The 19,516-nt window shown below is 57.3% G+C and carries 15 protein-coding genes; 5 read left to right on the top strand and 10 right to left on the bottom strand.

Annotated features, from left to right (window positions below):
* Window positions 1–72 precede the first annotated feature (72 nt).
* Window positions 73–867 (top strand): arginyltransferase, encoded by a 795-nt coding sequence (locus ACTRXA_RS13365; protein ID WP_442427666.1) that lies wholly within the window; start codon window positions 73–75, stop codon window positions 865–867.
* Window positions 868–1,022: 155 nt separating this feature from the next.
* Here the strand turns inward: ACTRXA_RS13365 and ACTRXA_RS13370 are convergent, their stop codons facing one another.
* Complete coding sequence (locus ACTRXA_RS13370) at window positions 1,023–1,817, bottom strand: hypothetical protein (RefSeq protein WP_442427667.1); 795 nt, start codon at window positions 1,815–1,817, stop codon at window positions 1,023–1,025.
* A 176-nt stretch (window positions 1,818–1,993) separates the two neighbouring features.
* Here ACTRXA_RS13370 and ald point away from each other — a divergent pair, with 176 nt between their 5' ends.
* Both ald and dnaE read left to right on the top strand, forming a co-directional pair.
* Entirely contained in the window at window positions 1,994–3,106 is a 1,113-nt protein-coding gene (ald, locus tag ACTRXA_RS13375) for an alanine dehydrogenase (protein ID WP_442427668.1), read from the top strand.
* A gap of 45 nt (window positions 3,107–3,151) precedes the next feature.
* Window positions 3,152–6,616: a DNA polymerase III subunit alpha gene (dnaE, locus tag ACTRXA_RS13380; protein ID WP_442427669.1), complete on the top strand. Its 3,465-nt coding sequence runs from the start codon at window positions 3,152–3,154 to the stop codon at window positions 6,614–6,616.
* A 483-nt stretch (window positions 6,617–7,099) separates the two neighbouring features.
* Here dnaE and ACTRXA_RS13385 read toward each other — a convergent pair whose 3' ends face one another.
* On the bottom strand, window positions 7,100–7,756 hold the full coding sequence (locus ACTRXA_RS13385) for a hypothetical protein (RefSeq protein WP_442427670.1): 657 nt from the start codon (window positions 7,754–7,756) through the stop codon (window positions 7,100–7,102).
* Between the two features lie 80 nt (window positions 7,757–7,836).
* Between ACTRXA_RS13385 and ACTRXA_RS13390 the strand changes: the two genes are divergently transcribed.
* Together ACTRXA_RS13390 and ACTRXA_RS13395 are read left to right on the top strand one after the other, a co-directional pair.
* Complete coding sequence (locus ACTRXA_RS13390) at window positions 7,837–9,150, top strand: M16 family metallopeptidase (RefSeq protein WP_442427671.1); 1,314 nt, start codon at window positions 7,837–7,839, stop codon at window positions 9,148–9,150.
* 112 nt (window positions 9,151–9,262) lie between these two features.
* Entirely contained in the window at window positions 9,263–9,973 is a 711-nt protein-coding gene (locus ACTRXA_RS13395) for an ethylbenzene dehydrogenase-related protein (RefSeq protein ID WP_442427672.1), read from the top strand.
* Window positions 9,974–9,982: 9 nt separating this feature from the next.
* On the opposite strand, the gene ACTRXA_RS13400 is transcribed toward ACTRXA_RS13395, so the two are convergent.
* The 8 genes from ACTRXA_RS13400 to hslU all read right to left on the bottom strand — a co-directional run bounded on the left by ACTRXA_RS13400 (window position 9,983) and on the right by hslU (window position 19,514).
* The gene (locus ACTRXA_RS13400; RefSeq protein ID WP_442427673.1) at window positions 9,983–10,909 is read right to left on the bottom strand and encodes a hypothetical protein; all 927 of its coding nucleotides are present in this window, start codon (window positions 10,907–10,909) and stop codon (window positions 9,983–9,985) included.
* Between the two features lie 175 nt (window positions 10,910–11,084).
* Window positions 11,085–12,776 (bottom strand): dihydroxy-acid dehydratase, encoded by a 1,692-nt coding sequence (gene ilvD / locus ACTRXA_RS13405; protein ID WP_442427674.1) that lies wholly within the window; start codon window positions 12,774–12,776, stop codon window positions 11,085–11,087.
* A 100-nt stretch (window positions 12,777–12,876) separates the two neighbouring features.
* Complete coding sequence (locus ACTRXA_RS13410) at window positions 12,877–14,517, bottom strand: DUF4080 domain-containing protein (RefSeq protein ID WP_442427675.1); 1,641 nt, start codon at window positions 14,515–14,517, stop codon at window positions 12,877–12,879.
* A 39-nt stretch (window positions 14,518–14,556) separates the two neighbouring features.
* Entirely contained in the window at window positions 14,557–15,375 is an 819-nt protein-coding gene (mutM, locus tag ACTRXA_RS13415) for a bifunctional DNA-formamidopyrimidine glycosylase/DNA-(apurinic or apyrimidinic site) lyase (RefSeq protein WP_442427676.1), read from the bottom strand.
* Between the two features lie 16 nt (window positions 15,376–15,391).
* Complete coding sequence (gene grpE, locus ACTRXA_RS13420) at window positions 15,392–15,997, bottom strand: nucleotide exchange factor GrpE (RefSeq protein ID WP_442427677.1); 606 nt, start codon at window positions 15,995–15,997, stop codon at window positions 15,392–15,394.
* 16 nt (window positions 15,998–16,013) lie between these two features.
* Window positions 16,014–17,048: a heat-inducible transcriptional repressor HrcA gene (gene hrcA, locus ACTRXA_RS13425; RefSeq protein ID WP_442427678.1), complete on the bottom strand. Its 1,035-nt coding sequence runs from the start codon at window positions 17,046–17,048 to the stop codon at window positions 16,014–16,016.
* A gap of 154 nt (window positions 17,049–17,202) precedes the next feature.
* Window positions 17,203–18,087, bottom strand: a complete 885-nt coding sequence (argB, locus tag ACTRXA_RS13430) for an acetylglutamate kinase (protein ID WP_442427679.1) — start codon at window positions 18,085–18,087, stop codon at window positions 17,203–17,205.
* An 11-nt stretch (window positions 18,088–18,098) separates the two neighbouring features.
* A complete protein-coding gene (gene hslU, locus ACTRXA_RS13435; RefSeq protein ID WP_442427680.1) occupies window positions 18,099–19,514 on the bottom strand; it encodes an ATP-dependent protease ATPase subunit HslU in 1,416 nt (471 codons plus the stop codon).
* Window positions 19,515–19,516 lie beyond the last annotated feature (2 nt).

The raw sequence follows: 19,516 nt of genomic DNA on the forward strand, positions 1-19,516 counted from the left end.
TATAAAATTCATTTTAGTTGTTATGACGACCTGTTAATCCGAACTGTCCCATAGGTGTCTGGGGCTTTATTTATGCTCGCCCATTTTATTGATTCCAAACCGTTTCAGTGCGGCTACTTCAAGGACCGCCAGTCCTTGTTCGAAGAGTACCTGCTGGAGGATATCTCAGAAGTCGAATTCGACTACATGCTGGCGCACGGCATGCGTCATTTCGGGGAGTACTATTTCCGCCCCCGTTGCGGAAACTGCCACCAATGTGTGCCCATTCGTGTGCGTGTGGAGGAATTCCGCATGACTAGGAGCCAGAAACGGGCGCTCAAGGCCTGCGAGGGCATTGAAATCCGCATGGGTCTGCCCCAGTTCACCAAGGAAAAATTCCGCCTCTACCTCGAGCACAAGAAACGGTTCCACGCCCTTCAGGACGATGTGGAGGATGAGCAGAACTTCCGCCTGTCGTTTTACGTGAACACTCCGTTCGGAATGGAGTTTGAGTATTATTACAATGGTGAACTGGTGGGGGTGGCGCTGGCGGATGTGACCCAGCGGTCTTTCTCTGCAATCTATACCTTTTACAGCAATCCGGTATCGCAGATGAGTCTGGGCACCTTCAGCGTGCTCAAGCAAATCCAACTTTGCCAGAGGCGGGGCATTCCTTACTATTACATGGGCTACTTCATTTCACACAACCACTCGCTGGCATACAAGGCCAACTTTCGACCCAACGAAATTTACATCAACAACGAATGGCGGCCCTTCCGCAATGCTCAGGGCGACTTCCTGGTGCCGGAAAGTCAGGTGTACTGGGTGAACAACGACGCTCTGGTCAAGGCCGCATCCCATTCCGCCAGAGTGGTGCAGTCGCTCTGATCCGGGCGCAAGCCCGTTTGATGTTCTTCCCTAAATAATTTTGAAGAAAACCAGGTAGAGCCAGATCACCAGCAGGACGTTGAAGATCACGCCGATGTGAAACAAAACGTTAAACAGCTTGCTGTAGGTGTATTTGTAATCCATGTCTAACCCTCCTAATCCATGACCAGCGTGACCAGGCGCTGTGCCAGCGCCGAATTGCGGATTTCCTGAATCACCGGCGGATCCATCAGGTTCAGGCTCATGTAAAGCCGCTCCAGCCTGTCGAATGTGCTGGAGGCGATCATGGCCTGCCCGCCCGCGTCGCGGATTTCGTTTCGCCAGATACTGAGCACGCGCAGGGTTTTGAGGTTTTCCGACCGCGAAAGCGCCAGGGCCCCTTCATTTCCGATGCGGTTGGAACAAAGGTAGAGGCGCTCGATGCCGGTCAGGGTTTTGGAATTGGCCAGGGCCACCGCCCCCTCGTCGCCCATCTGGGTGCTGTCCAGGTGAAGCGCCTTGAGATTCGGGAAATTGGGGGATTCGGCAATGGCCTTCACGCCCTCCGGACCGATGGGATTGAAATCGAGAAACAACTCTTCCAGGTTTTGAAAGTGGGTCGAATTCGCCAGCGCCTTCGCGCCTTCGGCGGTGATGGCGTTGGCCTCCAGCATCAGGCATTTGAGCGGCTTCACCCACTCCGACCGGGCAAGGCTCCTGGCCGCACCGTCTCCCAGCAAATTGTGGTTCAGGTACAGAGACTGGAGGTTCCCGGAGACCTGTTCGAGGGTTTCGATCGCCGCATCGGTCAGCTGGTTGTTGCTGATGTACAGCTTTTCCACCTCAGGAAAGATTTCCCATTCCGCAAGGTGTTTCAATTCCTCGAGACCCAGGTCCTTTTCATCGAGATCCAGCATTTTTTCCGGTGCGAAATACTGGACCTGAAACATCTGGTCGAATTTGGTGTTCACTGCCTCATCCAATTCCAATTCCTCCGGGTGTCTCTTAATTTAGATGTTGCGGGAGTGCATTTTGATGTAATAATTTATAGGATTTCCGGGTAAATAGCAATCGGCCGGAAATCGCGTTTCCTCATCAGCTTTAGGACCGTTTTCCTGGTCCACAATCCATTCCCCAAAGCTTACATATGATTATTGGTGTCCCAAAAGAAATCAAGGAAGATGAATACCGCGTGTCCATGACCCCGGCAGGGGTGACGGAGCTCATCGCCGATGGCCACACCGTACTGGTGGAGGAGTCCGCAGGAGAGGGGAGCGGCATCTCCGACGACGATTACGGCTGCACGGGAGCGAAAATCCTTTCCTGCAAGGAGGTGTTCGAGCAGGCGGACATGATCATCAAGGTCAAGGAGCCCCTGCCGGAGGAGTTCCCACGCCTGCGCGAAAACCAGATCCTGTACACTTACCTGCATCTGGCGCCGGCTCCGGAACTCACCCAGGGCCTGCTCGACCGCAAGGTGGCGGGCATTGCCTATGAGACCGTCCAGTTGGCGGACGGTTCCCTGCCGCTTCTGGTCCCAATGAGCGAGGTGGCGGGCCGCATGTCCGTGCACGAAGGCGCGAAGTACCTGGAGCGCGAAAACGGCGGACGCGGCATCCTGCTGGGGGGGGTGCCGGGAGTCGATCCGGGACACATCGTCATCATCGGCGGCGGCATCGTCGGAATCAACGCGGCGAAGATGGCGATCGGCACCAGTGCGCGGGTGACCCTGCTGGACATCGATCTCGAACGCCTGCGTTTCGTTGACGACATTTTCGGCGGACGCGTGAAGACCATCATGTCGAACAAACTCAATTTGCGTGAGTACACGGCAATGGCGGATTTGGTCATTGGCGCGGTGTTGCTCACGGGAGCGCGGTCGCCGCGGCTCATCACGCGCGAAATGCTGAAGAGCATGCGGACGGGATCGGTCGTGGTGGATGTGGGCATCGACCAGGGCGGCATCCTGGAAACCTCGCGCCCGACCACACACTCAAACCCGATTTTTGAAGTGGAGGGGGTCATCCATTACTGCGTGGCCAACATGCCGGGGGCGGTGGCGCGGACCTCCACCTACGCGTTGACCAACGCCACCCTGCCGTATGCCCGGGAACTGGCGCGCAAGGGATTCAAGACGGCGCTGATGGAAAGCCAGCCGCTCCGCCACGGACTCAACGTGTACAAGGGGCACGTCACGCACCCCGCCGTGGCCGAGGCGCTGGGAATGGAATACGTGCCGTTTGAAAAACTGCTGGACTGACCGGCCACTCCGGGTCGATCAACTTTTGTAAGGACAGGACGCCCCATGCGTCATTCCAATTTTGTGCACCTGCACGTGCACACGCATTTCAGCCTGCTGGACTCGTCGCTTCGCCACGAGGCGTTGTTCAAGCGCGCCGAAGAGTTCAAGATGCCGGCGGTGGCGATGACCGACCACGGCAACCTGTTCGGGGCGATGGAGTTCTACCAGGGCGCACGCAAGCACGGTCTCAAACCCATCATCGGGTGTGAGGTGTATGTCGCTCCGGAAAGCCGGTTGAAGAAAGACGATAATTTCCGCCTGCGCGACGCAGCCCACCACCTCATCCTGCTCGCCCGCAACCAGACCGGCTACCAGAACCTGGTCAAGCTGGTGACCTCCGGTTACCTGGAAGGTTTCTATTACAAGCCGCGCATCGACAAGGAACTGCTTGCCCAGCATGCCGAAGGCCTGATCGCCCTCAGCTCATGCAACCGCGGCGAGCTCGCCCATTACATCAACAAGGAAAACCTGCCGCGCGCGCTCAAGATGGCTGAGCAGTACAAGGACATCATGGGCGAGGACAACTTCTATCTGGAACTGCAGAACCACAAGCTGGACTGGCAGGAACCGATCAACAAGGGTCTGATTGAGATCGGCAGGAAACTCGATCTTCCCGTCGTCGCCACCAACAACTGCCATTACCTCGACCAGGAAGACTTCCGTTCGCACGAAATCCTCCTCTGCCTGCAAACCGGCAAGACGATGGACGATCCCTATCGCATGAAGTACCACTCGGACGAGTATTACTTCAAGTCGTCTCAGGAAATGGAGGCGTTGTTCCGTGAGATCCCGGAGGCGATCGAGAACACCATCAAGATCGCCCAGCGGTGCAACCTGGACCTTGAAACCGGAAGGGACAACCTGCCGGAATACCCGGTTCCCGAAGCGCACACGCTGTACTCGTATCTGGAAGAACAATCGCGGCTGGGACTGCAGGAGCGGTATGAGGAAATGGGCAGGGCGGGGCAGGCGTACGACCGCGCGGTGTACGAGGACCGGCTGGACGAGGAACTTGCCATCATCAGGAAGATGGGCTATCCGGGTTATTTTCTCATCGTGTGGGACTTCATACGATACGCACGGGAGAACGGCATCCCCGTCGGACCCGGCCGCGGTTCGGCGGCGGGAAGCCTGGTCGCCTACTCGCTCCGCATCACCAACCTCGATCCCATCCAATACGGCCTCCTGTTCGAGCGCTTTCTGAACCCGGAACGCGTCAGCATGCCGGATATCGACATCGACTTCTGCATGGAAAAGCGCGACGACGTCATCAAATACGTCACGGAAAAATACGGCGGCCACGATTTCGTCACACAGATCATCACCTTCGGCAGTATGAACGCGAAGGGCGTCATCCGCGACGTCGGCCGCGTGCTGGGCCTGACCTACGGCGAAGTGGACAAGATCGCCAAGCTGGTGCCCAACCGGCTGAACATCACGCTCACCGACGCGATGAACGAGGAGCCGCGTTTCAAGGAGATGTCGAAGGAAAACGAAAATATAAAGGAATTGCTCGACATCGCCCTCAAGCTGGAAGGCCTGCCGCGTCACTGCTCCACCCACGCGGCGGGCGTGGTGATTTCGCCCAAACCGCTCACCGAGTTCCTGCCGTTGTACAAGGGCAACAACGATGAAATCGTGACCCAGTTTTCGATGAACAACATCGAAAAGCTGGGGTTGCTGAAGATGGACTTCCTCGGCCTGCGGACGCTCACCGTCATCCACAACGCGCTTCGGTTGATCCGCGAGTCGGAGGGCACGGAGCTCGACCTCGACGCCATCCCGAAAGACGATTCCGAAACCTACAAGCTGTTGAGCGAGGCCCGGACGCGCGGCGTGTTCCAGCTGGAAAGCTCCGGCATGCGCGACCTTCTGCTCAAGATGAAGCCGGACAGCTTTGAGGACATCATCGCGCTCCTCGCGCTGTTCCGTCCGGGTCCGCTGGAGAGCGGCATGGTGGACGACTACGTCAAGCGCAAGCACGGCACGCTCGAGGAGAAATACGAACTGCCGCAGTTGAAGGACATCCTGAAAGAGACGCACGGCGTCATCCTGTACCAGGAGCAGGTCATGAAGATCGCCAACGTGCTGGCGGGCTTCACGCTGGGCGACGCCGACCTCCTGCGCCGCGCCATGGGCAAGAAAAAACCGGAGGAGATGGCGCAGCAGCGCGAGAAGTTCTATCAGGGCAGTCACAAGAACAAAATCCCGGACAAAAAGTCCGAGCGCATCTTCGACCTGATGGAAAAATTCGCGGGTTACGGATTCAACAAGTCGCACAGCGCCGCGTACGCCCTCATCTCCTACCAGACCGCGTATCTCAAGGCGCATTACCCGCTCCAGTTTTTCGGTGCGCTGATCACCAGCGAAATGGACAACACCGACAAGGTGATCCGTTACATCAACGACTGCCGCGAGATGGGCATCCAGATGATGCCGCCGGACGTCAACCGCAGTTTCCGCGACTTCTCGATCCACGAAGACAAGCTGGTGTTCGGGCTGGGAGCGATCAAGAACGTCGGCGCGTCGGCCATCGACATCATCATCGATACGCGCAACCAGGTGGGCGAGTTCACCTCGCTCAAGCAGTTCTGCGAATCGGTGGACCTGAACAAGGTGAACAAGCGTGTCATCGAAAGCCTGATCAAAAGCGGCGCGTTCGACTCCGTTGGCGAAAGTCGCGCGGGGATGATGAAGCACCTGCAGGCGTACATGGATATGGGACAGTCTCGCCAGCGCGACCGGCAGTTGGGTCAGTCCAGCATGTTCGATCTCCTGGGCGAAGAGGAAGAGGACATTGCGGTGTCGTCGGAACCCGCGGAGGAATGGAGCGACCACGACCGCCTGAAATTCGAGAAAGAGACCATCGGCTTTTACGTGTCCGGGCACCCGTTAATGAAGTACCAGAAAGACATCGCGTGGTTCACCGACGCCAACTCCGCCAACCTGTCCGAGCGGCCGAACGGCAAGGAAGTCAGCATCGCGGGGGTGCCGTTCAAAATCATCACCAAGACCACGAAGAAGGGCGACAAGATGGCGCTCATGACGCTGGAGGATTTGCAGGGCACGGTGGAGGTCACCGTGTGGCCGGAGACGTACAAAAACTCACTGGAGATTCTGGAGCAGGACGGGCCGATTCTGGTGAAGGGCACGGTGGAAGCCGACGACAACTGGCCGAAGGTGATCGCAAACGAGATCCGTCCCCTGGCCGAGGCCAAGGATCACTGGAAGGGGACGGTGCACGTCCACATCCGCACGCCGGGACTCGAGAAGACCACCCTGCATTCGGTCAAGGACGTGCTGGCGCGGCATCCCGGCAACAACCAACTGCTCGTGCATTTCCTGTTTCCGGAAGGTGGCCCGGCGAGGCAACGCACGGTGCAGGCCGAGCTCAAGGTGAAACCCTGCGACGAGATCATCGAGCAGATCGAGGATTTGCTCGGCGAAAACTCGATCAACTTCGAATAGTTTTTTAAATTATAGAATATGCGGGTGGGATTAAATTTTAGCTATGCGTTAGATTAGAGATTTCATTTATGTCTTTTATGAGCCCTAAATTTTAAAAATGGATTTAGAAGAGTGGGAATGAGCTTCAAAAGGTTTGTTCTTATATTTGCAATAACCGGATTTTGTGTTGCTGTTACGCTTTATTTGTTTTATGTGATAGTTCTAAATTCTTCTCCTTTAGGAGATTTTGGGTTTAATTTATATATCTTTTTATTTCCGCCCGTTTTGGGGATAATAGGAGCCTCTCCAAAAGAATCTCTTGTTGTTTTATTGCTGTTGCCAGCCCTTCTTAACTCGATCTATTACGCCGTTTTGGGTTCTATATTATGGTATGGCATCTATAAAAGCCGTTTAGTTCTTTTTGTATCAGTGGGTACGTTTTTATATTTTTGGTTTGATGTAATAAGGTTTTTTAATTAACAATTCGCAAATAAAAATTTATCGTCAACTTCGAATAGCGTTGCGCCATTGGAGGTTGTCGCGAATGAGGTTCTGCACCGCCTCCATCTGTTCCGCCTGCCGGGCGCGGGACAAGCGGAATGGAAGGTCCACCTCCACGCCGTTTTCGCCCTGGACTTTGGGATAGGTGATGAACGGCAGGCCGATCAGAAACGCGGGCAGGAACAGTCCGTTGCCCGGCTCCACCGACTCGACGTCGTGCCACGTCAGCCACGCGCGCGGATTGTGAAACGGAAAGTGCTTGCGCGAGTAGTGCATGGCGATGCCGTTTTTGCCGAGGGTGACGAAGTAGTTGCGCGGAAACAGCGCACGGTTTTGCAGGATGAGATGCATCACGCGCACGAGACCGACGATCAACACCACCGAGATGGCGAACACCCCCAGCGTGGTGGCGTTCAGCGAAACGTCATCCTTGAATCCGAACAGCACCAGAACCACGACGCTGGCCAGCAAAACCGGCAGGGGCGCCAGCATGAACAGGCCGTAAAACCGGATTCCCAGTGCGGGAAGGCCGCGCGGGATCACCGCGTACAGCCCGTCGCCGCAGTCGAAGAGGGCGGTATCCGGTTGATCCACTTCGTGTTCCTCCAGAAAGACCTCCGCTTTTCGGAAATCCGTTTCACACCATTCCGGTCGGCTCATGAATTTTCCAATTCCATCTCGGACGCGTTAAAATTGTGTGAGATAATAGCGGTTTTTCCACCACCCCTTCAACAGGCTTTATGAACACCACCCATACGCTTGAAAATCGAACTCACCTCGATACCCTGGAAAACGGACTGACCGTCGTCACGGTCGAGATGCCGCACCTGCACACGCTGGACATCGGCATGTACATCCGTTCTGGCGTTCGTTTTGAAACACCGGCGAACAACGGCATCTCGCATTTCCTGGAGCACATGCTGTTCCGCGGCAACCGCAGGTATCCGGACTCGATCCTGCTCAACACCGAGTTCGAGAAAATCGGTCGCGGCCTGCGCGCTTCCACCTACACCGAACACACGCATTACGACTTCAGCCCGCATTATGAACAGTTGGAGCGGGGAATGGAACTGTTTTCCGATTTCTTCACCGATCCCCTGTTCCCCAGCATCGAAGTCGAGCGCGAGATCATCCTGGAAGAATGTCTTGAAGATTTCAACGCGGAAGGTGTGAACGTGGATATCGACTACCACGCATGCAAACTGCTGTACGGCGACGATCCACTGGGCTATCCCATTATAGGTACTGAGGAGTCGATCAAGGCCATCGACACGGATCAACTCCGCGAGTTTTTTGAAACCTATTACTGTCCCGGAAACATGGTGCTGGCCGGGGCCGGTGCACTGAGTCACGACCGCTTTCTGGAATTGGCCCGGCGCCACTTCGGCGGGTTTCCCAGGTGCGGGCGGGTGATCCCGAAAAATCATTTCGTCGGTTCGGTGAAAGAAAACCAGGAGGAGCCGGTCCTGTTCATCCAGAAGCATGACGACAGCCAGGCCCAGTTGCAGATCTGTTTCCGCTCGGTTTCATTCAATGATCCCGACTACTACATTGTTTCGTTGATCGCGCTGATTTTTGACGACGGGACGGCGTCCCGTTTGCAAAAAACCCTGCGCGAGGACCGCGGTCTTGTGTACTCCGTTCAGGCGCGGGAGACCGCGCTTTCCGACTGTGGCACGTTCGACTTCGACGTCAACGCGCGTCCGGAAAAAGTGCTGGAAATTGCCGATATCATTTTCCGCGAGATCAAAACCCTGCTTGCCGAAGGACCGAGTGCCGAAGAACTGGGTTTTGTGAAAAAGCGATATGCTTACGAACTGGAGCTGGAATACGATTCGCCCTACAAGCAGTTGGTGCGGTACGGTCAGGCCCCCCTCTACTCCACCGCGATTTCAGTTGAAGACGAAAGGATGTTGGTAGAAGACATCACCCTTGATGATGTCCGCCGCGTCGCCCGTCGTTTGTTTGTGGCGAACGGACTCAACGTCGTGCTGGTGGGGCCGCATACTCCTCAGATCACACAGGGTTTGAATGAACTCGTTAACCGTTTTTAATTCTCTACCGAAAAATTTTTCCATGAAACAATACCTGTTTGGATTACGTTGGTTTCCTGCCGTGCTTACGGTTTTGGTCACTGGCCTGGGTTGGGGATGTGGTTCTTCTTCAGTGAATTATGAATCCTGTCTGAATGATGGATACTGCACCGGCAAGGTGAAAGTGACCCGCTATTCGGGATCCCTGCCGCTGTCCCCTCTATCCGGCTTCTGGACGGCGGCACAGGGGCCGGAACGCAAGGTGATCGAACTCGGCCCGCAGTTGATCACCAATCCGCAGTGGCCTGATCCCTCGATCAAGAAAGTCACTCTCAGTGCGGCGCGTACGGATACCGAGTTTGCGGTGCGGCTGGAGTGGGAGGACTCGACCCGCGACGATGGACTGGACAATTCCCGGCTCTATACGGACCAGGCAGCGGTGATGTTTCCGCTGAAGGCAACCGACACGCCGCCTCCCGTCACCATGGGAGCGGAAGGGGAGATGGTGAATATCTGGCAATGGAAAGCCGCGCGGCAGGTGGAGGTCGATGCGCTGAGGCAGACAGTGAAAGATCCGTCCACCATCAAATCGCCGGTGGAGGATTTGAATGCCGAGGGCTTCAGCACTCTCACCCGCCAGGCCCAGCAGGATGTGCAGGGGCATGGTGTGCGAACCGAGACCGGGTGGGTCGTGGTGTTCAAACGCCCTTTGACGACCGGAGACGAACTGGACCGGCCACTGGATGCGGCCACGGCGTTGGCCATTGCCATCTGGGACGGAGGCAACCGCGAGACCAACGGGCAGAAGGGACTCGCGGGGTGGATCGTGCTGGAGTATGTATAAGGGGTTTGTTCAGGCCTGCTGAACCGCAAGGTTGCGGCTGAACTTTTCGAACGTGCCTTCGAGATGAGGCACCAGCTTTTCCTTCAATTCATCCGGTACGAAATTGATTTTATCCACCGGCCAGTTTTCCACCTGGAAAATGTCCAACCCTTCCTTCTTGTAAGGTCCTTCCAACGCCTCCTCGTAGCCGTAGGCCAGCGCATTGGCGTAGACCTTTTGGTATTGCTCCTCCACGTCGGAACGGTCGCTCATGCCCGTCACAAACTTTCCGTAAAGTTCCTTGATGATGGGATGGGCATGCTCCTCGAAGTCCGGAGTGAGAGCCGGCCTCAGCGTGAAGTAGGTGATGAGGATGTCCTGCAGCAGGAATTTGAGTTCATCGACACCCGCGATTCGCGGGCGGTGATCGATGTCCAGAAGCTCGCGCAGCTGGCGAACATTGCGGATCATGTCGAAGATGATGGATTCCGCCCAGGTGGCCGAGTTGGGAACGAAGAACACGCGGGCGAATTGGATGCGCCGTGAAGTGTCCACCATCTGCATCGCGGTGGTCGGGCGCCTGCGGTTGGAGTAGGGGATCACGTCGCCCCACGTCGGCTGGTCCAGTCGAATCCGGTATTCGCGAAACTGTTCTTTCAAGCAGTCGCGGTAATACCGCATCAGCATCTCGAACACTTCCGGTTTGTCCAGCGGGGTCCCCTGAGGGAAATTGACGATGGAATAGAGACGTTTGACATTGGTGCGCGACACACCCGTGGGGTCGGCAACGAGGTAGGAGCCCCCCCACATACCCGCGGTTAGCGGGATGTCGGCCCCCAGGTCGGACCCAATACGTTCGCTGACTTCCGAAGCGATTTCCTGAAATAAATCGTGCAGGTAGTACAGGTTGATACGGGTCGCGCTCACCAATAATTTATTGGGTGCTTCTGGTGCCATGATCTCCATTTGCCTTGCTCCCTTCCTTGTTGGACAAGAAAGAAGCAAGAATTAGCATGAGCGGTTCGCAAAAGAAATCGAGCCATCTCCTACACAGCGTGCGGGAGAGGCCCAGTTTCTTTCCAACGAGAGCAAGAACGAGAACTTTTTACAGTGGGTATCGAATTAATACCGACTAATCCGTTACCGCACCTTTGGAGGACGAAGCAACCAATTTGGCGTACTTGGCAAGCACGCCGGTCTGATATTTGACAGGTGGAGCCTTCCATTCAGCCTGTCGGGCTTGCATTTCCTCACTGCTCAAACTCACCTCAATGAGGTTGCGGTCGACGTCGAGCGTGATCGAGTCGCCTTCGCGGACCAGCGCAATCGGTCCGCCTTCCTGCGCTTCGGGTGCAATGTGTCCGACAACCAGTCCGAAAGTACCTCCTGAAAACCGGCCGTCGGTGATCAAACCGACCTTATCACCCAAGCCTTTTCCGACAATTGCTGATGTCGGTGCCAGCATTTCACGCATGCCGGGTCCGCCTTTTGGCCCTTCATAGCGGATGACAATGATGTCTCCTTCTTTGATTTTATTTTCAATTATTGCATCCAGACACGCCTCTTCGCTGTCAAAAATGCGAGCCGGTCCGGTGAGGACGTGCGTCTTGATGCCCGAAACCTTGGCGACGGCTCCCTCCGGTGCGAGGTTGCCTTTCAAGATAACGAGGTGTCCTTCCTTCGCTTTGGGCTGGTCCAACGGAAGGATGACATCCTGGTTCGCCGCCGGCTGGTCCGGTACGTCTTTCAGGTTTTCCGCGATCGTTTTGCCGGTGCAGGTCATGCAGTCTCCGTGAAGCAACCCTGCATTCAACAACATCTTCATGACCTGTGGAATGCCTCCGGCTCGATGAAGGTCAACCGTAACATACCGGCCGGATGGCTTCAAATCGCAGAACAACGGCACGCGCTTGCGGATGGTTTCGAAATCGTCGATTGAAAGCTTGAGGCCCGCGCTGTGCGCGATCGCCAGCAAATGGAGGACGGCGTTGGTCGAGCCGCCGACGGCCATGACCACGGTGATGGCGTTCTCCAGCGACTTCCGCGTGATGATATCGCGCGGCAGGATGTTGTTCCGGATCAGGTTCATCAACGCGATGCTGCTTTCGCGCGTGCTGTTTTCCTTTTCCTTGTCCTCATTGGACATGGTCGAACTGTACGGCATGCTCATGCCCATCGCCTCGAATGCCGACGACATCGTGTTGGCGGTGAACATGCCGCCGCACGACCCGTAACCGGGACACGCATTTTTTTCGATGTCGGTCAATTCGTCCTGGTCGATGGCCCCGGCGCTGAACTTGCCAACAGCTTCGAACGCGCTGACGACAGTCAGGTCCTGGTCGCCGAGGTGGCCGGGCTTGATGGTGCCGCCGTACACGAAGACCGCGGGGATGTTCAGCCGCGCCATGGCGATCATCGCGCCGGGCATGTTCTTGTCACAGCCGCCGATAGCGAGCACGCCGTCCATGGACGATCCCCGGCAGACGGTCTCGATGGAGTCGGCGATGACTTCGCGGCTGACCAGCGAGCATTTCATGCCTTCGGTGCCCATGCTGATGCCGTCGCTGATGGTGATGGTGCCGAACATCTGCGCCATGCCGCCGTTGTTGTAAATCTCTGCAGAGGCAATGTCCGCCAGCTTGCCCAGTCCCGCATTGCAGGGGGTGATGTTGCTCTGCCCGTTGGCAATGCCCACGATCGGCTTCTCGAAATCTTCGTCCTTGAAGCCCACCGCGCGTAACATGGCGCGGTTGGGCGCACGGCGGTCGCCCTGGGTGATCGTTCGGCTGCGGGGATTGAGCGGGGTTTCACTGGCGTCTGACATGATCTTCTCCTTAGAGTCTCTCCAATTTGTTTATGAATAGGGTGAATTGACCGTCCATCATATAACGGCCGGGCTGGATTTGAAAACAAAAATGGCGGAATCAGCCTTCCACGCGGTGCACGGCGGGGCGGGTGAAGTAGCCCGCGCCCCTGGGCGCGTGCGCCACGGCGTAATACACTGGGCTGCGGGAGGGCGAAAGACGGGCCTGCCAGCGGTCCACTTCGATCTCGTGCGAGAAGGGCACAAGCGGCGTCTTGCGGTCGCCGGACCAGGTGCGGAGCTTGGTCGATCCGTTTTCCGGCAGGCGCGCACGCAGAAATTCGGGAAGGTGAAACGTGCGCTGGTGGTACAGGTAATCGAGCTTGAGCAGGTCGAGCGCCAAGGGATCGTCCAGCAGACCGAAACACTCGGCGAGGAACAAATACTGTCGGTCGAGCGAGATGCCGCCGTGAAACCCGGTGTGCTTTTCGACGTGGGCCAGCAGGCGGTCGAACACGTCTATGGGTGAACGGTCTCGCAGGATGTGTTCCAGCGTGAAGCGGAAGCGTTGCGAGTTGTAGAACAGGTCGAACATCTCGGTGAAACGTTTCAGATAACTGAACTGTTCGGCGGATACAAGCCGGTTGGCGATCACTTCATACGGCGGCGTGGAGAGATACCGGTAGCCTTCTTTTTCTATCTGGTCCTTCACCGGCGCGCCGGGCAGGAACTTGAGGAATCCCAACTGAACCTCGTGCGGGCGCAGGGCGAACACTTCCTCGAACGACTGCATCATCTGTTCGTACGTCTCGCCGGGCAGGCCGAAGATCAGGTCGCAGTGAACGTGCACGCGGTCCTGCGCGATCAGCTGGCGGATGGTGGCGAACAGTTTGTCGTTGTTCTGTTTTCTCTGGATGGTCTGCTGGACCGGGTCGGTGGCGGTCTGGATGCCGATCTCGAACTGGAACATGCCCGGCGGCACGGTGTCGAGAAACTCCAGCATGCCGTCGTTCAGGAGATCGCCCACCACTTCGAAATGGAACTCGACCTCGGGGAACTGTGTCAGCCACTGCATGAGGTCGCGCATCCGGCGCGGTTGCAGGTTGAAGGTGCGGTCGACGAACTTCACCTTGCCGACGCCCGCCTTCACGATGTCCTCGATCTGCTGGCGCACCGCGTCATCGTCGAAATAACGCACCGTCTTATCCAACGCAGACAGGCAGAACGAGCACAGGTACGGGCAACCGCGCGAAGTCTCGACATATGCGTAACGGTTCTGGAGATGCGGCCAGTCTTCCTGCGTGTACGGTACATGCAGATCCGGCAGGTCGCCGCCGTAAACCAGCCACCGGTCCAGCACGTCCGGCGGCGGCGATTCGTTTTTCACGGCGTAGCCGAGATACTCGACGAAACGCGCCTCACCTTCGCCGGAAAGGATGGTGTAGTCGTCACCGTGTGGCATCTCGAACGACACCTCCGGCCCGCCCAGAACAATTTTCAAATCGGGATTCTGTTTTTTGAGAACCTCGACCAGCTCGAAGCATTGCCTGCGGTTCCAGATGTACACGCCGATGCCGAGGATATCGGGCCGGTGTTTCTGAATCTCGGCGGCGATTTTCCAGGTGGGGTGATGGATGGTGAACTCTTCGATCCACACGTTGGTGTAGCCTGCACGGCGGGCGGCGTTCCGCAGGTAGCGCAGGCTGACCGCGGTGTGGATGAACTTCGCGTTGAGTGTGATGAGTCCGATTGAGGGTTGCATGGCCCCAAGGATAGCACCGAAGCCCGGGCGGGTTAAGCGTTATCTCTTTTGGCAGACTTTGCAGAAAAAGGTGGAGCGCCCGGAGTGGACTTTGCGCACGATGGGGGTGCCGCACTGCTTGCATGGCTTGCTTTCGCGTCCGTACACGGCGAGGTCCAGCGTGTAGTAGCCCGGCGATCCATCGGCGCTGAAAAAATCGCGCAAGGTCGTCCCTCCGGAAGCGATGCTTTTCTCCAGTGTGACCCGCAGGGTGGCGAGCAGTGTTTCCCATTGCGGCAGGGTGAGTTTGTTGGCGGAGCGGTTGGGGTGGATCCCCGCCGCGTGCAGGGACTCACATGCGTAGATGTTGCCGATGCCCGCCAGGCGCGTGGCGTTCATGAGGAATCCCTTGATCGGCCCCTTGCAGGTGCGGGCACGCGCTTTCAGGGCCTTTGCTGTGGTGCCGGGGGCGAGGGGGTCGGGGCCGAGATGATCGATCAGCGGATGGCCCTTGCCGTCGGGTACCCACAGGATGCATCCGAAGCGGCGCGGATCGACGAAATGCAGGTAGATGTCCGGCTCGAAATGAAACACGGCGTGGTCGTGTTTGTGAATGGGGGTGAGCGACGGACCCTGCTCGACGCGCCCGCTCATGCCGAGGTGCCACAGCATGGCGCCGCCGGAAAAATGCAGTAACAGGTATTTGCCGATGCGGGTGATGTCACCCAGCACCGCGCCGGGGAGGTTTTTTGTCAGGGGTTCCGTCGGGATGGGAAAGCGCAGGTCCGGCCGGTAGAATTTCAGCGCGGCCAGGCGTTTTCCGGGGATCAGCGGCAGCAGCGCCCGGCGCAGGGTTTCGACCTCCGGCAACTCGGGCATGGGATGGGGTCGCGCCTCAGGCGGGGGGGTCGGCGGGTTTGTCCCCGCTCGGTTTTTTGGCGGTGGCGACTTTCGCCGGAAGCAGGACGCGTCCGTTCATCTTGTAGCCGCGCACGTATTCCTCGATGACCGTATTCTCCTCGTGTTCGTGCGACTCGATCTGCGCCAGCACTTCGTGCACGGCGGGATCGAATTTTTCGCCGACGGCGGTGATGGGTTCGACTCTTTCCTTCTCGAAGATCGCTTCGAACTGCTTGGCCGTCATGCGCACGCCTTCCTTCAGGCTTTCCACGTTGGTATCCGGCGCCTTGAGCGCGCGGTCGAGGTTGTCGAACACGGGAAGGAGGTCCTTGATGAGCCGCTGGTTGGCGAAGGCGATGGCGTCTTCCTTCTCCTTGGTCAGGCGGCGGCGGATGTTTTCCACGTCGGCGCGCATGCGGAGCACTTCGTTCCGCATCTCGGCAAGTTCCTCGTCCTTCCTTTTAAGAAGGGTTTCCGCGGAGTCCTCGTCCACCACTTCCGGTTCCGCCGCCTCATTCGCGGCATCCGTTTGCGCGGCGTCTTCAGGGCCAATTTTGTTTTCCTCTTCAGATTTTTCGTAGGTGTCGCTTTTCTTGCTCATATTGCGGTTGGCACTCCTATTTATTTGTCAAAAACTCCGACACGTTGTCTGCGGTCGAGTTCACAATACCGATCATTTTCCGATAATCCATGCGCTTGGGACCGAACACGGCGAGCGTGCCCAGTTTTTCGTCGCCCATGCGGTAGTTCTGCGCGATGAGGCTGAACCCTTCCAGCTCCTCGTCCGGGTTTTCCTCGCCGATCAACACGGTGAGGCCGTCTTCCAGCATGCACTGGTCGAGCAGTTTGATGAGCTTCGCCTTCTCCTCGACGGTTTTCATGAGGCGCTTCATCTTCTCAACGTTTTCCGAGAACTCCGGCTGGTCGAGCAGGTTGATGAGGCCGTCGATCAGCAGTTCCGCGTTCTTCTCGTCGGGGAACATCTGCACCCACAGCTCGCTCGCCCTTTTCACCAGTTCGTTGTAGTGCTCCTTTTCGTTTTTCCTGCGGTGCTGGAGTTCCTGACGGATGGCTTTCAGAGACCGACCGCCGAACTCGCGGTTCAGGTAGTTGGACACCGCGTTCAACCGGTCCTGAGACAGGGCGTCACCGGTTTCGATGATCTTGTTCTGCAGCATGCCCATCTGCGATTCGAACACCGCCAGGAGTTTGCCGGAAGTGAGGTGGATGAACTGGATGTTCTTGAGCGCGAGGTCCCAGAAGCTGGGCACCATCACCAGCCCCGCCTGGTGCGAACAGGTGGACAGAAACGAACATGCCGACTCCAGAATCTGGTCCAGCGACTGGTTCTGGAGATCACGTGGGAACGCCGCAAACGGCGCGGAATTCTGGATCTGGATCTGCAACAGCTCGTTGACAAAAAACCGGTAGCCCTGGTCGGTGGGGACGCGTCCAGCAGACGTGTAAGGCTGGTGCAGGAACCCCATTTCCTCCAGATCCGCCATCACGTGGCGCACGGTGGCGGGGCTCAGGCGTTGCTCCAGGTTGCGCGAGATGGTGCCGGAGCCCACGGGTTCCGCGGTGGTGATGTAGTTGCTCACCGTCTCCATCAGAATGGTGCGCGATCTGTCGTCTATCCGGGTTGAGGGCATGGTTGCGATAAGGGCCTGATTTTTAAACTTTCAAATATTTAAAACTAGCAATGTCCACGGGGGATGTCAACCTTCCACAAGCCGGGGGGGATGGCGGAAATGCTTGCGGAATAGGAATTTACGGCGCCGAAGGGCGAAAGGAGCGGGGAGGGGCTTATTTGTCCACGATCTGCGTCCCGACGCCCTCTTTCGTGAAGATTTCGAGCAGAAGGGAGTGGCGCACGCGGCCGTCTATGATGTGGGTTTTTCCGACGCCCGCTTTCAATGCGTCGAGACAGCAGTTCACCTTGGGCAGCATGCCGTCCTTGATGACCTTGGACTTGATGAGGTCCTGCGCTTTTCTCCGGGTGAGATTGGGGATCAGTTTGCCGTTTTTGCCCTTCACCCCTTCGATGTCGGTCATGAGCAGGAGCTTTTCCGCTTTCAGCGCGGAGGCGACTTTCGACGCGACGATGTCCGCGTTGATGTTGAGCGTCTCGCCCTTGTCGCCCTGTCCGATCGGTGCGATGACGGGAATGAACCCGGCTTCGTCAATTTCCTGAAGAATGCGCACGTTCACCTGCGTGATCTCGCCCACCAGGCCGAGGTCGATGATCTCCGATTGATTGGTCTCAGGCGACTTTTTGACGTGCTTGTACCGTTTCGCCTGGATGAGGTTGCCATCCTTGCCGGTGATGCCCACCGCGTTGCCGTCGTGACTGTTGATGAGCGTCACGATGTCCTGGTTCACCTTGCCGCCCAGCACCATTTCCACCACGTCGATCATTTCCTTGGAGGTGATGCGGTGGCCGTCGATGAACTTCGACTCGATGCCGAACATCTCGAGGGTCTTGCCGATCTGCGGGCCGCCGCCGTGCACGATGACGGGGTTGATGCCGATGTATTTCATCATCACCACGTCCAGCGCGAACGTGTCCTTCAACTCCTCGGAGACCATGGCGTTGCCGCCGTACTTGATGACGAACGTTTTCCTGTAAAAATTTTTTATGTAAGGCAGGGCCTCGATCAGCATCTCGGCTTTGTTGATCAATGCTTCCATGTTTCGGTCCATTACAGGATGTAGCGGCTCAGGTCCTGGTCCTCGATGATGCCGCCCAGTTTATCTTTCACGCGAGAGCCTTCAATGGTCACGGTCTGTGCTTCCATTGTCGAGGCGTCGAACAGCAGGTCTTCCAGCAGTTTTTCCATGACGGTCTGCAAACGCCGAGCGCCGATGTTCTCGGTGCGCTCGTTGACCTGCGCCGCCATCGATGCGATTTCCTGGATGGCGTCGTCGGTGAATTTGAGGTCGATGCCTTCGGTATTGAGCAACGCCGAGTACTGCTTGATGAGCGCATTGCCCGGTTCCGTCAGGATGAGCACGAAATCCTTCTGCGTGAGCGACTCGAGCTCGACGCGGATGGGAAAGCGCCCCTGGAATTCCGGGATCAGGTCAGAAGGTTTCGACGAATGGAACGCGCCGGCTGAGATGAACAGGATGTGATCGGTCTTGACGATGCCGTACTTGGTGGACACCGATGCACCTTCAACGATGGGCAGCAGGTCGCGTTGAACCCCTTCACGGGAGACGTCGGGACCGCCGCTCATGCCGGAGCGCGCGGTGATCTTGTCGATTTCGTCGATGAACACGATGCCGCTCTGCTGGGCGCGCTCCACCGCTTCCTGGTTCACCTTGTCCTGATCGACTAATTTTTCTGCTTCTTCCTGCGTCAGTACCTTCAGCGCCTCCGGTACTTTCATTTTCTTGTGCGAGGATTTTTTCGGCATCAGGTTGCCCAGCATGTCCTTGATGTTGGAATCCATATCCTCCATGCCGGGCGGCGACATGATATCGACCATGTACGGCGACTTGGCCTGCACCTCGATCTCCACATCGCGATCATCGAATTTACCTTCATGCAGGTACCCGCGGAACTTCTCACGCGTCTGCTGGTACTGTTGCTGGCCGAGGTCGTCCAGTTCGTATTCCTTCTGGCCCGGGTGCCGCTGGCTGGGATGCGGCGGCAATAGGATGTCGAGCAGGCGCTCTTCCGCCGCTTTCCGGGCTTCCTTTTGCACGTCCTCTTCCTGCTCCTGCCGAACCATGCTGCGGGTCAGTTCCACCAGGTCGCGGATCATCGATTCCACGTCGCGGCCGACGTAGCCGACTTCGGTGTACTTCGACGCCTCGACTTTGATGAAGGGCGACTTCGACAGCTTCGCCAGCCGCCTTGCGATTTCCGTCTTGCCGACGCCGGTGGGGCCGATCATGAGAATGTTTTTCGGGGCGACTTCCTCGCGCAGTTCCGGGTCCAGCTGCTGACGCCGCCAGCGGTTGCGGAGCGCCACGGCGACGGCGCGCTTGGCTTTTTCCTGGCCGACGATGAACCGGTTGAGTTCGTGCACGATGGCCTTCGGCGTGAGTGCCGCCATAAACGTTTCCCGTTCTTTAACGGTTTTCGGAGTCTGGGTCGAGAGGTCCGCCATCG

Origin of the sequence: Nitrospina sp. P1_D6 (genome assembly GCF_052156615.1) — a bacterium.
In the GTDB taxonomy this organism is placed as follows: domain Bacteria; phylum Nitrospinota; class Nitrospinia; order Nitrospinales; family Nitrospinaceae; genus Nitrospina.